The sequence below is a fragment of the Bradyrhizobium sp. RDI18 genome, assembly GCF_043203335.1.
Lineage (GTDB): Bacteria > Pseudomonadota > Alphaproteobacteria > Rhizobiales > Xanthobacteraceae > Bradyrhizobium > Bradyrhizobium retamae.
The window spans coordinates 6,012,443-6,026,366 of record NZ_JBICRN010000008.1 but is presented as its reverse complement, the minus strand read 5'-3'; the positions used below and the strand labels follow the sequence as shown (position 1 = coordinate 6,026,366).

The 13,924-nt window shown below is 63.6% G+C and carries 17 protein-coding genes and 2 pseudogenes; 7 read left to right on the top strand and 12 right to left on the bottom strand.

What is annotated here, in order from left to right; genetic code table 11:
* The first annotated feature begins 67 nt into the window (after positions 1-67).
* From ACFXS9_RS38090 to ACFXS9_RS38065, 6 genes are all read left to right on the top strand, one after another.
* Entirely contained in the window at positions 68-1,264 is a 1,197-nt protein-coding gene (locus ACFXS9_RS38090) for a phosphoglycerate kinase (protein WP_392698400.1), read from the top strand.
* A gap of 50 nt (positions 1,265-1,314) precedes the next feature.
* Positions 1,315-2,382 (top strand): class II fructose-bisphosphate aldolase, encoded by a 1,068-nt coding sequence (gene fba, locus ACFXS9_RS38085; protein ID WP_392698398.1) that lies wholly within the window; start codon positions 1,315-1,317, stop codon positions 2,380-2,382.
* A gap of 127 nt (positions 2,383-2,509) precedes the next feature.
* Positions 2,510-3,535, top strand: coding sequence for a class I fructose-bisphosphate aldolase (locus tag ACFXS9_RS38080; RefSeq protein ID WP_392698396.1), 1,026 nt, complete (start codon positions 2,510-2,512; stop codon positions 3,533-3,535).
* Between the two features lie 2 nt (positions 3,536-3,537).
* The gene (locus ACFXS9_RS38075; protein WP_392698394.1) at positions 3,538-4,248 is read left to right on the top strand and encodes a thiamine phosphate synthase; all 711 of its coding nucleotides are present in this window, start codon (positions 3,538-3,540) and stop codon (positions 4,246-4,248) included.
* 9 nt (positions 4,249-4,257) lie between these two features.
* Complete coding sequence (locus ACFXS9_RS38070; RefSeq protein ID WP_392698392.1) at positions 4,258-5,361, top strand: tetratricopeptide repeat protein; 1,104 nt, start codon at positions 4,258-4,260, stop codon at positions 5,359-5,361.
* Positions 5,362-5,586: 225 nt separating this feature from the next.
* Entirely contained in the window at positions 5,587-6,381 is a 795-nt protein-coding gene (locus ACFXS9_RS38065) for an inositol monophosphatase family protein (RefSeq protein WP_392698391.1), read from the top strand.
* 200 nt (positions 6,382-6,581) lie between these two features.
* On the opposite strand, the pseudogene ACFXS9_RS38060 reads toward ACFXS9_RS38065, so the two are convergent.
* From ACFXS9_RS38060 to ACFXS9_RS38015, 10 genes and pseudogenes are all read right to left on the bottom strand, one after another.
* A pseudogene (locus tag ACFXS9_RS38060) lies at positions 6,582-6,780 on the bottom strand (transposase); the annotation flags it as partial.
* Between the two features lie 338 nt (positions 6,781-7,118).
* Positions 7,119-7,424, bottom strand: a complete 306-nt coding sequence (locus ACFXS9_RS38055; protein ID WP_392698389.1) for a gas vesicle protein K — start codon at positions 7,422-7,424, stop codon at positions 7,119-7,121.
* Complete coding sequence (locus tag ACFXS9_RS38050; RefSeq protein WP_392698387.1) at positions 7,421-7,618, bottom strand: gas vesicle protein; 198 nt, start codon at positions 7,616-7,618, stop codon at positions 7,421-7,423. Before ACFXS9_RS38050 ends, ACFXS9_RS38055 begins: the two co-directional genes overlap by 4 nt.
* A complete protein-coding gene (locus ACFXS9_RS38045; RefSeq protein ID WP_392698383.1) occupies positions 7,615-8,406 on the bottom strand; it encodes a GvpL/GvpF family gas vesicle protein in 792 nt (263 codons plus the stop codon). Before ACFXS9_RS38045 ends, ACFXS9_RS38050 begins: the two co-directional genes overlap by 4 nt.
* Complete coding sequence (locus tag ACFXS9_RS38040) at positions 8,403-8,717, bottom strand: gas vesicle protein (protein WP_392698381.1); 315 nt, start codon at positions 8,715-8,717, stop codon at positions 8,403-8,405. Before ACFXS9_RS38040 ends, ACFXS9_RS38045 begins: the two co-directional genes overlap by 4 nt.
* Positions 8,714-8,962 carry a gas vesicle protein GvpG gene (locus tag ACFXS9_RS38035; protein WP_392698379.1) on the bottom strand — a complete coding sequence of 83 codons (249 nt, stop codon included), beginning with the start codon at positions 8,960-8,962 and terminating at the stop codon, positions 8,714-8,716. Before ACFXS9_RS38035 ends, ACFXS9_RS38040 begins: the two co-directional genes overlap by 4 nt.
* Before the next feature lie 2 nt (positions 8,963-8,964).
* Positions 8,965-9,699, bottom strand: coding sequence for a GvpL/GvpF family gas vesicle protein (locus ACFXS9_RS38030; RefSeq protein ID WP_392698377.1), 735 nt, complete (start codon positions 9,697-9,699; stop codon positions 8,965-8,967).
* 117 nt (positions 9,700-9,816) lie between these two features.
* A pseudogene (gene gvpJ / locus ACFXS9_RS38025) lies at positions 9,817-10,008 on the bottom strand (gas vesicle protein GvpJ); the annotation flags it as partial.
* Positions 10,009-10,946: 938 nt separating this feature from the next.
* A complete protein-coding gene (locus ACFXS9_RS38020) occupies positions 10,947-11,225 on the bottom strand; it encodes a DUF2934 domain-containing protein (RefSeq protein WP_392698375.1) in 279 nt (92 codons plus the stop codon).
* Positions 11,226-11,623: 398 nt separating this feature from the next.
* Complete coding sequence (locus ACFXS9_RS38015; protein WP_392698373.1) at positions 11,624-11,758, bottom strand: hypothetical protein; 135 nt, start codon at positions 11,756-11,758, stop codon at positions 11,624-11,626.
* A 127-nt stretch (positions 11,759-11,885) separates the two neighbouring features.
* Between ACFXS9_RS38015 and ACFXS9_RS38010 the strand changes: the two genes are divergently transcribed.
* The gene (locus tag ACFXS9_RS38010) at positions 11,886-12,395 is read left to right on the top strand and encodes a PadR family transcriptional regulator (RefSeq protein ID WP_392698372.1); all 510 of its coding nucleotides are present in this window, start codon (positions 11,886-11,888) and stop codon (positions 12,393-12,395) included.
* A gap of 308 nt (positions 12,396-12,703) precedes the next feature.
* On the opposite strand, the gene ACFXS9_RS38005 is transcribed toward ACFXS9_RS38010, so the two are convergent.
* Complete coding sequence (locus tag ACFXS9_RS38005; RefSeq protein ID WP_392698370.1) at positions 12,704-13,423, bottom strand: NAD(P)H-dependent oxidoreductase; 720 nt, start codon at positions 13,421-13,423, stop codon at positions 12,704-12,706.
* Position 13,424: 1 nt separating this feature from the next.
* Entirely contained in the window at positions 13,425-13,862 is a 438-nt protein-coding gene (locus ACFXS9_RS38000; RefSeq protein ID WP_392698369.1) for a nuclear transport factor 2 family protein, read from the bottom strand.
* Positions 13,863-13,924 lie beyond the last annotated feature (62 nt).

Here is a 13,924-nt window from a genome sequence, read left to right as displayed (position 1 = left end):
GCGTAGAGGTCCCGGTTCTGCACGGCGGCGCTTGGCGCCGCAGTGCGCCCGGGACAAGAGAGCGCAAATGCCGAAAACATTCCGAACCCTCGATGACGTCGACGTGAAGGGCAAGCGCGTGCTGCTGCGCGTCGACCTCAACGTGCCCATGGAGAACGGCCGCGTCACCGACGCGACCAGGCTCGAGCGCGTCGCGCCGACCATCACCGAAATTTCAAGCAAGGGCGGCAAGGTCATCCTGCTCGCGCATTTCGGCCGGCCGAAGGGGCGCGACGCCAAGGACTCGCTCAAACCCGTCGCCGAAGCCCTGTCGAAGGTCGTCAAGAAGCCGGTCGCGTTTGCCGACGACTGCATCGGCGAGGCTGCCGCCAAGGCCGTCGGCGCCATGAAGGATGGCGATATCCTCTGCCTGGAAAACACCCGTTTCCATAAAGAGGAAGAGAAGAATGATCCGGCGTTCGTAGCCGAGCTGGCAAAGCTCGGGGACATCTGGGTCAACGACGCCTTTTCGGCGGCGCACCGCGCGCACGCTACGACCGAAGGTCTTGGCCACAAGCTGCCCGCCTATGCCGGCCGCACCATGCAGGCCGAACTCGACGCGCTTGGCAAGGCGCTGGAAGCGCCGACCAAGCCGGTTATCGCGATTATCGGCGGCGCAAAAGTCTCGACCAAGATCGATCTGCTCGAAAACCTGGTGAAGAAAGTCGATGCGCTGGTGATCGGCGGCGGCATGGCCAACACCTTCCTGCACGCGCAGGGCGTCGGCGTCGGCAAGTCGCTGGCGGAAAAAGACCTCGCCGCGACCGCGCTGCGTATCCTGGAGAAAGCCACCGCTGCGAACTGCGCCATCATCCTCCCCGTCGACGCCGTGGTCGCCTATCACTTCGCCGCCAACTCGCCTTCGCATGCCTACGGCCTCGATGCGATCCCGGCCGACGGCATGATCCTCGACGTCGGGCCGCAATCGATCGCGCGGATTCACGCCGCGATCGACGACGCCGCGACGCTGGTCTGGAACGGCCCGCTCGGCGCGTTCGAGATGACGCCGTTCGACCGCGGCACGGTGGTTGCGGCCAAGCACGCAGCGGAGCGTACCAAGGCGAAGAAACTGATCTCGGTTGCCGGCGGCGGCGACACGGTCGCGGCGCTGAACCAGGCCGGCGTCGCCGACGATTTTTCCTACGTATCGACGGCCGGCGGCGCGTTTCTCGAATGGATGGAAGGCAAACCGCTTCCCGGCGTCGAAGTTCTCAAACTACGTTAGACCAGGACTTAGTGAAGCGCCGAAGGCGCGGCAAATACAGGAGAATTTGAATGGCTCGCATTACCTTGCGTCAACTGCTCGATCATGCGGCAGAGCACGATTACGGGGTGCCGGCGTTCAACATCAACAACATGGAGCAGGCGCTCGCCATCATGGAGGCCGCCTCCTCGGTCGATGCGCCCGTCATTATCCAGGCCTGCGCGGCGGCGCGCTCCTATGCCAACGACGTGATGCTCCGCCACATGATGGACGCCGTCACCGAAATCTATCCGCAGATCCCGGTCTGCGTTCATCTCGACCACGGTAACGAGCCCGCGACCTGCATGACGGCGATCCAGGCCGGCTTCACCTCGGTCATGATGGACGGCTCGCTCAAGGCCGACGGCAAGACCCCGGGCGACTGGGACTACAATGTCGGCGTGACCAAGACGGTCACCGACATGGCCCATCTCGGCGGCATCTCGGTGGAAGGCGAGCTCGGCGTACTCGGCTCGCTGGAGACCGGCATGGGCGACAAGGAAGACGGCCACGGCGCCGAAGGCAAGCTGTCGCACGACCAGTTGCTCACCAACCCCGACGAAGCCGTGAAGTTCGTCAAGGAGACCAAGGTCGACGCGCTGGCGATCGCGATGGGTACCTCGCACGGCGCGTACAAGTTCACCCGCAAGCCGGATGGCGACATCCTCGCCATGAACGTGATCGAGGAAATCCATCGCAAGCTGCCGAACACGCATCTGGTGATGCACGGCTCGTCCTCGGTGCCGCAGGACCTGCAGGAAATCATCAATGCCAATGGCGGCAAGATGAAGCCGACCTGGGGTGTGCCGGTGTCCGAGATTCAGCGCGGCATCAAGAACGGCGTGCGCAAGATCAACATCGATACCGACAACCGGATGGCGATGACCGGGCAGATCCGCAAAGTCTTCAAGGACAATCCGGAAGAGTTCGACCCGCGCAAATACCTCAAGCCGGCGATGGAAGCGATGGCCAAGCTGTGCAAGCAGCGGCTGCAGGAATTCAATACCGCAGGGCAAGCCAGCAAGATCAAGAAGGTGCTGACGACGGCCGAAATGGCCAAGCGGTACGGCAAGGGCGAGCTGGACCCCAAGGTCGCCTGACAAGATCGCCTGAGCCGGCGCCCCGCGCCTTGCAAACACCCAGGGTGCGACGAACGTTTTCTAGGCAATTGCCCGAGAACCGCCTATTTTGGTGCGCAAGGGCATGATGTTTTCGGAGAACGTTCCCATGAATCTTGCTGACCTCAACAAGGTTGCCCTCGCCATGGTCACTCCAGGCAAGGGCATTCTCGCCGCCGACGAATCCTCGGGCACGATCAAGAAGCGTTTTGACGCCATCAAGGTCGAATCCACCGAGGAGAACCGCCGCGACTACCGTGAAATGCTGTTCCGCTCCACCGAGGCGATGAGCAAGTACGTCTCGGGCGTCATCCTCTACGACGAAACCATCTGGCAGAACGCCAAGGACGGCACGCCGCTGGTCAAGCTGATCGAGCAGGCCGGCGCCATCCCCGGCATCAAGGTCGATGAAGGAACGCAAGCGCTGCCGCAATGTCCGGGCGAACTGGTGACCGTCGGCCTCGACAAGCTCGCCGAGCGCCTGAAAAAATATTACGAGCGCGGCGCGCGCTTCGCCAAGTGGCGTGCAGTGATCGATATCGGCAGCGGCATTCCCACACAGACGGCGATCCACGTCAACGCGCATGCGCTGGCGCGCTACGCCGCGCTGTGCCAGGCGGCGCAGATCGTGCCGATCGTCGAACCGGAAGTGCTGATGGACGGCGATCACGATATCGAGCGCTGCTACGATGTGACCCAGCGTGTGCTGAACAAGACATTCCAGGAATTGCTGATACAGCGTGTCGAGCTCGAGGGCATGGTGCTGAAGCCCAACATGGCCATTTCAGGCAAGAAGTGCGGAAAGCAGGCTTCCGTCGAGGAAGTTGCGGAGAAAACCGTCCGTCTCCTGAAGGCGTGCGTTCCCGCGGCCGTGCCCGGCATCGCCTTCCTGTCCGGTGGACAGTCCGATGAGGAAGCGACCGCGCACCTGAACGCCATGAACCGGATCGGCGGCCTGCCCTGGCGGCTGACCTTCTCCTATGGCCGGGCGCTGCAGGCGGCGCCGCAGAAGGCGTGGTCGGGCAAGGCCGAGAACGTCGCCGCAGGCCAGCGCGCGTTCACACACCGTGCGCGGATGAACGCGCTGGCGAGCAAGGGCGAGTGGGACACCGGCCAGGAAAAGAAGGTCGCCTAGACTTGTCCAACAAACCCGTTCCGCCGCGCCCGGCGCCGCGCCTCTATCTCGCGACGCCCGAGGTGGACGATCCATCGCAGCTCGCAAGCCAGCTTCCGGAGCTGTTGGCCGCGGCCGACGTCGCGGCGGTGCTGCTGCGGCTGAAGCAGACCGACCAGCGCACGATGATCGCGCGCGTGAAAGCACTTGCGCCCGCGATCCAGAATGGCGGCGCGGCGCTGTTGCTCGACAGCCATGTCGAACTGGTGGCGCGCGCCGGCGCCGACGGTGCGCATCTGACCGGCCTCGCCGCGCTGGAAGATGCCTGGCCGTCGCTGAAGCCGGACCGCATCGCCGGCATCGGCGGCCTTGCCACGCGGCACGATTCGATGGCCGCGGGCGAAGCAGGCGCCGACTACGTGCTGTTCGGCGAGCCCGATGCCAAGGGACAGCGGCCATCGACTGAAGCGATTGCCGAGCGCCTGCAATGGTGGGATGAACTGTTCGAGCCGCCCTGCGTCGGCTTTGCCGCCTCGCGCGAGGAGGCTTCCGAATTTGCGGCTGCCGGCGCCGATTTCGTGCTGGTCGGCGATTTCATCTGGGCCGATCCGCGCGGCGCCAAGGCGGCGCTGATCGACGCCGCGCAGGCAATCGCGCAAGCGTACGAAGCCGCGTTCGGAAAAGCCAAAGCTGGTACCGATAAGCCTGGCACAGATAAGGCCGGGCACGGATAACGCCGGACAATGAAACTCCTGCGTCCCATATCGCTGCTTGCGGGCCTCTTGATGACGATGGCCGGCGCCTCCGCGCAGGTCTCGCTGACGCCGCCTGCCGCGCAGCCGCCCGCGAGCCCGCCGCCGGCGAAAAAGGAAGCGCCGCCCAAGCCAAAGGCTCCGCCCGCAGCGAAGCAGCCCGCCGCGCCGCCGAAGCCGGCGGCAGCGCCCAAACCGGCTCCAACGCCCACGCCCACCCCTGCCCCCTCGCCGGCGGCGGCCTTCGAGGATCCCAACGTCGATCTCGTCTACGGCGCCTACCAGCGCGGCATGTACAAGACCGCGTTCGATCTCGCGACGACGCGCGCGCAATATAACGGCGACCCAAAGGCGATGACGATGCTGGGCGAGCTCTACGCCAACGGGCTCGGCATCAAGCGCGACTATGCGAAGGCGGCCGATTGGTACCAGCGTGCGGCCGATGCCGGCGACCGCGAGGGCATGTTCGCGCTCGCCATGATGCGGCTGTCCGGCCGCGGCGGGCCTACCAATCGGGAACAGGCCGTCAAGCTGCTGGCCTCCGCGGCCAAGCTCGGCAACCCGAAGGCGGCCTACAATCTGGCGCTGCTCTACCTCGACGGCAACACGCTGCCGCAGGATGTCCGGCGCGCTGCCGAACTGCTACGCGTCGCAGCCGACGCAGGCAGTCCGGAAGCACAATACGCGTTAGCTACATTCTACAAGGAAGGCACCGGCGTGCCGAAGGACATCGACAAGGCGGTGCGGCTGCTGCAGGCGGCATCGCTGGCCGACAATGTCGACGCCGAGGTCGAATATGCGATTGCGCTCTACAACGGCACCGGCACGCCGAAGAACCAAGCCGCGGCGGTCGCGCTGCTGCGCAAGGCGGCGCGACAGAACTCGCCGATCGCGCAGAACCGGCTCGCCCGCGTGCTGGTCAGCGGCCAGGGCGCGCCGATGGACAAGATCGAGGGCTTCAAGTGGCACATTGTCGCCAAGACCGCAGGCAAAGGCGACCCCGAGCTGGACGAAAGGTTCTTCGAGATCAGTCCCGAAGATCGCGCCAAGGCCCAGGAAGCCGCGAAAAAATGGATCGGCACCGCCAGCAAATGACGCCTTGACGGCGGCGGCTCCAGAGGGCACCCATGCCTTTCCCGTCATCCCCAGGGTGCTCGCTATATGCGAGCCTCGAAGGATGAACGATCCCGCCGGTGGCCGTCGTCCTCTAAGACGCGCGTCCCGCGCTCCCAGCAACAACGGCGTAGCCGTTGTGCGGGGATGACGGAACAATACTCAGTCCGCCACTCACGATCATCGCGCCAACGAAACCTGTTCATCATGCTCTACTCCGCCCTTATCAACGTCATGGTGAAAGCCGCGCGCCGCGCCGGCCGCAGCCTCAAGCGCGACCTCGGCGAGATCGAGCATCTGCAGGTGTCGTTGAAGGGGCCGGCGAACTTCGTCACCAAGGCCGACAAGCGCGCCGAGGAAATGCTGTACGAGGATCTCGCCAAGGCACGTCCCGGCTACGGCTTCATCGGCGAGGAAGGCGGCACGCGCGAAGGCGCCGACAAGACCCACACCTGGATCGTCGATCCGCTCGACGGCACTACCAACTTCCTGCACGGCATTCCGCAGTTCGCGATCTCGATCGGCCTGGCCCGCGAGGGCACCATCATTGCCGGCGTGATCTACAACCCGGCCAATGACGAGTTGTACATCGCGGAGCGCGGCAAGGGCGCGTTCCTCAACGACCAGCGGCTGCGCGTCGCCGGCCGCCGCCAGCTCAACGAATGCGTGGTCGCTTGCGGTCTGCCGCATATCGGCCGTGGCGACCATGCGCTGGCGCTGAAGGAAATGGCCGCGCTGCAAAACAAGGTCGCCGGCTTCCGCCGCTTCGGCGCCGCCTCGCTCGATCTCGCCTTCGTCGCCGCCGGCCGCCTCGACGGCTACTGGGAACGCAACCTGTCGCCGTGGGATATCGCAGCGGGGCAGATCATGGTGCGGGAAGCAGGCGGCACGATCTCTGATATCGGCGGCAATGACGATGCGCTGAAGACCGGGCACGTGGTCTGCGGCAACGAGTTCGTGCACGGCGAATTGGTGAAGATACTCGGGCCGCTGGGAAAATAGGGCGACGGTTGCAAGCCACGCGCGTCGCTTCATCCGTGATCGGGTGATGCAGCCTTCCAGAGGCGGTGGAAGCACACGGCGGAGCCTCGGCGCTCCCAGCCAAAATATTGAAAACAACCCCATGCACAGTAGCCGGCACTCGTCGAGTGCCGAAGTCGACATTTGACACGTCGGGCAAATCAGCGAGACAAGACCATCATCCACCGAAGGTAGCGATTGTAACAAGTCGTGCGGGGACCATAGGTCTTGGGCAGGTCGCGCCATGGCGCACCTGAACGCAGGACCCCAAACGATGCCATCGAGCACGCGGCGGTCATCTACTCGCCGAACGCCGCGCGGCTTATTTGGCAACATCGGCTTAATGGCTGTCCACTCATGTTCGCTGAATTCGCAGCGCATGATTCGACGCTCCGAAGCTTGAATGACTTCAAAGGTAGCGCCATCAATCCGCACCGGCCCTAGCGGGGCCGCTAATGCTCTGAATTTACTTCCGCTTTCGGAAGCATAGCCGACATGGCCGGACGTGCCGCTGGGTCGCCCGCGTAGCGATTGACCCAAAGCGGTCATGGCGCGGCGTCAGCCCAGGGGGCCCTCCGCTAATTAGGGGTTTGCAAATGCAGACTTCGCTTGCTCAAAGAGCTGCTTGACCAAAGCGAACCCCCGCTTCCGCAGCGGTTACGGGGCGACGCCTGCGTCTTGGCGTCAACGCGGAACGCTTGATGCGCATCCGCTTTGCATCAGCGCGGAAGTAGTGGACCGAGAGGTCCCAGGTCGATATTCAGGTCCTCGGCGGCGAGCCCGAAGTGCTCCCGCAGGCGCGACATGCGGTTGTCTAGAAGCAACAGCGTCATGCCGACGCGCTCCTCCTCCGCTTCGGTCAAGCCACCCTCGTCGAGACGCCGAAGCGCCTGCCGCTCCATGAGCTGACGCAGCAACTCCACGACGGTGAGCACCAGGCGGGCCAGATCTCGTTCGACCGTGTCAGGCGCCATCGAAATGCGCTGGCGCAGCCCCGGCTCATAATCAGCGACGCTGGCGCTCATGCGTCTCGCTCCGCTACGCCAGATCGCGTGGTCCGACCGAGCGACGTGATCAGGGCGCGAAGAGAGATCTGCACCATGTCGATGTCGGCGATCGCCAGCGTGATGTCTCCGGTCAGCACGATGCCGCCCGCCAGGAGCCGGTCGAGCAGGTCGACGAGCGGGATCTCTCGGTCCGGGAGCGCGGCGGGGCTCACGTGCGCTCCCCGTGTTCGCTGCCGGTGAACGAATAGGGCGGCCAGGGGCCCGTGACCTCGATCGTCACGTGCGGGTTTTCGGCACCCAGTCGCCGTGCACGGGCGGCGAGCTCTTCGGCGCGCCCGGCATCCACCAAGTAGGCTGCGTTGAATACATTTTCGCCGGGAGCAGCGGACAGCTCGGCGCTCTGCGTTCGGTGTTGGCGGCGATCGATGGCAAGCCCGGTGAGAACGGCGTCCATCTGCTCGGCCGCAGTGGTTGCGCGCCGCCACGCGTGCTGGCGCCGATCGCGCTGCTCGCGGCGGTAGCGCAGGTAGTCCGTGCCCACGCGCGCCGATCCGGACCCGCGGGGTCTCTCAGCCACGGACATCGCGCCGGCAGATGCGTCCGCGTGCTGCACGTAGATCTTCACCCCCACCTCCACGCTGCCCGCAAGGCGATCCAGCGTCTCGCGGAAGCGCCGATACTCCCGGCGCAGCAACTGCGCAACGCGGTCGTCGCTGCGGTGAACGGTCGCGAGGCGGAACGGCAGCGTTGGTGTGCACGCGGCAACCGCCGCCACGACCCTGTGGTGTGTACGTGCGATCGCCTCCAGCTCCGCCAGCGTCTCCAGCCTGGCTCGCAGCGCTGTCTCGTCGGCGTCGGCAGGCGCAAGCGGACTGACGACGGCGACCAGGTCTTGGTGGCGGACCAGGTGAATCGCGGCGCCGTCGACGCCGACGAGGCCGGCCGCCTGGGTTGGATCGAACGGGCGCGCGACCGCGTATGTATAGCTCGCCGCACTCATCGCCGCACCTTCAGAGTGGCGGTTTCCAGCGCCCTGACCTGCTTGCGCAACCGCGCGTTCTCGGCCGCGAGCTGCCGCGGCCGCGGGTGGGAAAGCGCCGGATCGTGCTCCCACCAGTCGATCCCCATCGCCTTGGCCTTGTCCACCGACGCGACCAACAGCCGGAGCTTGATGGTCAGAAGCTCGATGTCGAGCAGGTTGATCTTGATGTCGCCGGCGATGATCAACCCCTTGTCCAGAACCCGCTCCAGAATGTCAGCCAAATTCGGCGACGCACCTTGGCGTTCGTGCCACAGACCTTGTTCCATCATGCGATCAGCCCTCGCTTTCGTCCCTCGTCCAGCCGGTCGAGGAGCTCGTCCTCGCGACGATCGAATTCCTCGACATCGATTAACCCTTGATCGAGTTGCCGCGAAAGCTCGGCCAGTTCGCGCCGGACGGCTGCCGGGCCGCAATGCTGTTCGGCGGCGGCGTCGACCACCCGGTCGATGGTCCACAGTGCGAAGCGGGCTGGCGCGAGCGGCAGCAACAAGAGATGCGACAGGAGCCCCACCACCGTCACATCTCCGCTTCGTTGCCGACGAAGCTGTAAGGCGGCAAGGGCCCGTACAACCCGACGCTTGCGTAGCCGGGCAGCTCGCCGCGCAGCCGTGACAGTGCACCGTCGAAGTCCGGCCGGGCACCGGACGCCACCAGGAACGACACGTTGACGAAGCACCCGTCGACCGGCGGGCCCCGGCGCATCTGTGCGGCATGTGGTTGCAGGCGGGCGATGACCTGGCCCGCGTCACGCGCGCTCCGTTCCGCGACGGCGGCGGCCACCTGCTCGCCGAACGCCACCCTATCCTGGTGGCCACCGCCGCCTGCGGCGCGCAGTGCTTGATTCCGCACGCGTAGCTCGTCGTTCTGGAGCAAGACGTCGCGGAGAAGAGCTTCCTCCGCATGGACGCCCTTAACGTTGAGCTCGACGTGGCCATCGATGCGGGACAGTAGTTCGCCATAACGGCGCGCCCCCGATCGAAGCTCCGTCCGCAGCGCCTCGTCATCGGGCGCGATCATCCCGAACCGCATCGGCAGCACGGTGCCGGCTGCATACGCCCGTCCGATGACCGCATCGTGCTTCACCAGATCGCGCCGCTTCGCGCGCAAGTTCTCCGGCGCGTCGCTAACCACCGCGACGAGATCCTGCTCGCGCACGAGCCGGAGGGCGGGGGCGTGCTCCCCCACCCCCACCGCCCCTTCGAGCGGTAGCGGATGGGAGGCACGCGTGACACAGTAGACGTAGTTGCTCATCGTTCATCCTTTCCGTTGCGTCGCTCCGATTTCCGTGCGCGCCGGCAGCTCGAGCGGCAGCGCGCCGCCGGGCAGCAAGCGGCCGATCCGGGGGCTGCTGCCGGTGAGATCGAGGCGGCCACACACCTCGGCGAAGCGCAGGTAAGCATCGACGCCGGCAACGACGACCCGCGCATCGATGGTGAGCACCTCGAGGCCGATCACCGACACACGCACGAACACGTCGATGACCAGCCCGCGGTCCAGGATCAATTCAACGACCTTGTACAGTTCGCCCGACAATCTGCCGCCGCCGGTTGCTTGAGGCATTTGAGTCATTGCCATTTCAGTCATACGGTTGTCTCCTTCCGGAGGGCCACGATGGTCGCGGCGAGTGCGATACGAAGTTTGTTCAGCATCATCGTTCTCCCTTTCGATGCGTTTGCACGAGATACCGAGGGCCTCTGCGATGGGTTTTGGCCTGGCGGTAAAACATCTGTGAGGGAGTTAGACCTTCACGGCGGCTACGAAGTAGGAGGCCGCCCGGTTGCCCGAGCGGCCTCTTTGCCATTGCCGGATGCGTGCAACTCGGGGAGTGAACCGCCAATCGGCGAGGCGAAACCTGACGCCGCCCGCCTATCCCGCGCGTGTTCATCCCGCCTCTGCTAAAGGCGGCGCTGAAGCCGCCCATGCCGTGGTTTCCACGACCGAGACGAGGTTCGCTCGCCAACTCGGACCTCCCGCGATGTCCGCTTTTCTGCCGCTGTTGGCCCATAGCGTCGTTTCGCTGCTATGAAGCAGCACGTCGGCTATCGGGCATAGCGGACTCTGGCGCGGCGTCAGCCCGGCAAATTTATGGGTTCATGGACTGGATGCATCGGCCCGGCCTGCGCCAAGAGTGCTGTGCGTCAAGTTCAGCAAAATCGATCATGGGGTCCGGCCGAGCCATCCCCTCGGAGCCGCCGTCGCTCCCCTCACCCAGAAGCGCAGCGGGCGAGCGGCGGCGGAGAGGGGGTGGCGTGAGAGGCGGGGGAACAATCACGAACAGCTCGCGCGCATGGCGAGGTCTTTCGTGACATTCGCCCTGCTTGCACGTTTGTCCAGGCTTCGGGCCTCATCGATCCCACGTGGCTCGTCGAGATCGAAGCCGATTGCATCGTCGAATAGGCGAAGCCGTACTCCTCGCCATTCCTGAAAATCGGCCTCGATACGTTTTGACGAACAACGGGGGAGCGGGGCTGCCCCCTCCGCTGATGACGGAGTCGTCGTTACGGGTCCGCGTGACGATGCTCGCATGCAACTATGCGGCGCGGGTTTCGCCTTTTTCTCGATCGGGCGACCTTTGCCTTTTTAGCGGATTTCGTCGCCACCAATCTCGTGTCGGTGGGCGCTGCAGCGGCAGCGTTGCTGCCTGAGCCTTCAACTGATGTCGTGAGAATTTCGCGTTGAGCATTGAGCCAATAGATGTCCGCCTGGCCCTCGGGTTGGCCATCGGCGATCCAGAGGTGGTAGGCACGTTCGCGAATGGCCTCTTCCAGATTTTGCATGGGATTCTCCTCTCATGATGCGCCCAGCCCCGGCGGGAAAAGTTTTGCTCCCGTAAGGTTAACGAATTCTTAATCGCTGGCGTCGGTTGGATTGCCTGGTCGGATTGCGATCAGCAGGTCTCCTTTGAAGGCGCGTCAAGATCGGCGCGGCGGGTGAGAGACGAGCTTGCCGACGCTCGGCAGCGGTTTAGTCCTATGGCACACAGCGTCGTTTCGCAGCTATGCAACAACACGTCGGCTACCGGGGAATAGCGGACTCTGGCGCGGCGTCAGCCCGGCAAATTTATGGGTTCATGGACTGGATGCATCGGCCGCCGCCTGCGCCAAGGCTTCTCGACGGCCCGAGGCCACAAGCCCCGGCGAAGCCCTGGCGTCGAGGTCACGGAGCATGACAGCGTCTATGACTTCACCGGCGCCGGCGGGCCAGCCACCTCGGCTCCCGCCACCTCCTCCATCTTCTCCCGGTCCCCCGCCAGCACGCGCTGCACGCTGACGAAGAACACCGGCACCATCAACAGCGCCAGAATCACCACCGCGATTTTGAAGCCAATCTAGGCCGAGAAGTTCGACCACTTCGCCATTGAGTTCGTCCATAGCTGATGCGACAAGCTCTACCGCCATGTTGAGACTCTATCGTCTATGTCCTTGCCCCACGCACTGTTGACCGCATTGATCGAACGACCCTGTTCCGGCTCCGAACTGGCCGAGCGCTTCGACCGTTCCATCGGCTATTTTTGGCAGGCGACTCATCAGCAGATCTACCGGGAGCTTGCCCGTCTCGAAGATGCCGGCTTCGTTCAAGGCTCTCTCGTCGACGGCGCGCGAGGCGGCAAGAAGACTTATCTTGTGCTGCCCGCCGGACTCAAGGAACTGCGACGTTGGCTTACGGAGACGCAGGCCCCGTCTCCGATCTGCGATGAGCTGATGGTTCGGCTTCGGGCGGAAGCCGTCATCGGTCCTACACGCCTCATCGAAAAGCTGGAGAGACTTGCCGGGCAACACCGGGAAAAGCTCAAGGTCTACCGGGAAATCGAGGCCAGGGATTTCTCGCAAAAGAGAATGACGCGGGACGAAAAGCTTCGTTGGCTCGTGCTCAAGGCCGGAATCGACTTCGAGACCCAGCGTATCGCCTTTTGCAAGGAGGCAATTTCAATCCTGAAAGCCTCCTGAGCTGATGATCCAGCCCCTTATGAAAAGGAGGCGGATAACGTCAGGCTGCCAGCCTCGGGCACAGGATCTCCAGCGCGGCTCGACGGCCTTGTCGCCCAATTTTCAAAACAGCCGCTATATTCGTGGACCAATTTGCGTCAGGCAAGGCAGGCAATAACGAGCCAGCAATGCTCGTGCCGACATACGCACCTTCATTATAGACCAGCGGAACGGGGCGCCATCTTGCCCGCCATCGCCCCCGCCTTACTACGCTGCACGACAATGACGTCAGCGCCACGGTCAGCAGCCTCAATTGACCGGACTATTCGCTAACGAGCACGGTCGCGCATTGGCCTAAGCACATCGTCGAAATCTCTAAGCTCGGGAAACTTAAGGGTGGGTTGGCGGTCGAGTTCACGCAGATAGACCCGCAGATCCTGCAGCAGTGTCTGCCTCTCGTGGTCCGTAACATATGGAACATGATAGGCGACAAATGGCTTGTGTACGGTTAGTCCGACATAGCCCAACGTCCCCTGAAAGAAATGGCGCATCATCCCAGTCACGAGCTCTCCGTGGAGGGCGTCTGGTCCGAACATATTTCGGCGCCCGCCGAGAGCCATTGCAGTAAATGTTCTCTTACCCCTGAGACCACCCAGATCGTAAAACCCGCGGTTGCCGCTATGCATCGGGCCGCACAGCAAGACACGGTCGATCCAGCCTTTAAGGATTGCCGGAACGCTGAACCAGAATATTGGAAAGGTGAAGACGATGAGGTCCGCCGTCAGTACATTCTCTACCTCGCGGGCAACATCGGAAGCCAGCGTCGAAGTAGTGTAGCCGTGCCGTTGTTCGAGCGTGTATACCAAGTAATCGGGTCGGCTTCTTGAAGTGAAATCGTTCCCGGAGAGAACAGGGTTGAAACCGTTGTGATAGAGATCGCAAATGGTGACAATCGCACCCGCGGCCTTCAGTTCGTCGATGACGACATCGCGCATCGCGCTCACAAAGGAGTTCGGCTCTGGGTGCGCATGGACCAAATGAACACGCATCTCATTTCACCTCACTTGAACGAAGGAAGCGCGCCGGAACGCGTTTCGCCATTTCCGCGGCAAGCGCCTGCGCGGCATTGAGCGGCCGCATCATCACGTCGAACTCGACGATCTTGCCGTCGTCGTCAAAGCGAATGAAATCGATTCCCTTGGCCATCTTGCCGCCAACCTTGGCGCTGAATTCGAGAACGACATTCCGGCCATCGGCAGTCGCGGCCTGACGATGGTAGTTGAAATCCTCGAAAATCTGAATCGCGTTGCTCATGACGAGAACCAACGCTTCGACGCTGTGGTAGGGATTGAATGCGATCGGGAAGTGGAAGACCACTTCCGGATGAGTGATCGAGGGAAGGTCGCCAACATCTTTCCTTGCGATCATAACGTGCCACTTTTCCAGGGATGCTGCGGCGGCCGGGTGAAGATGGGGCAGTCCAGTCATTTGTGACTTCCTCGCCTTTGGAATTCCGGATTGCGTGCTCAGAGGGACGCGGCAAGCCGTGT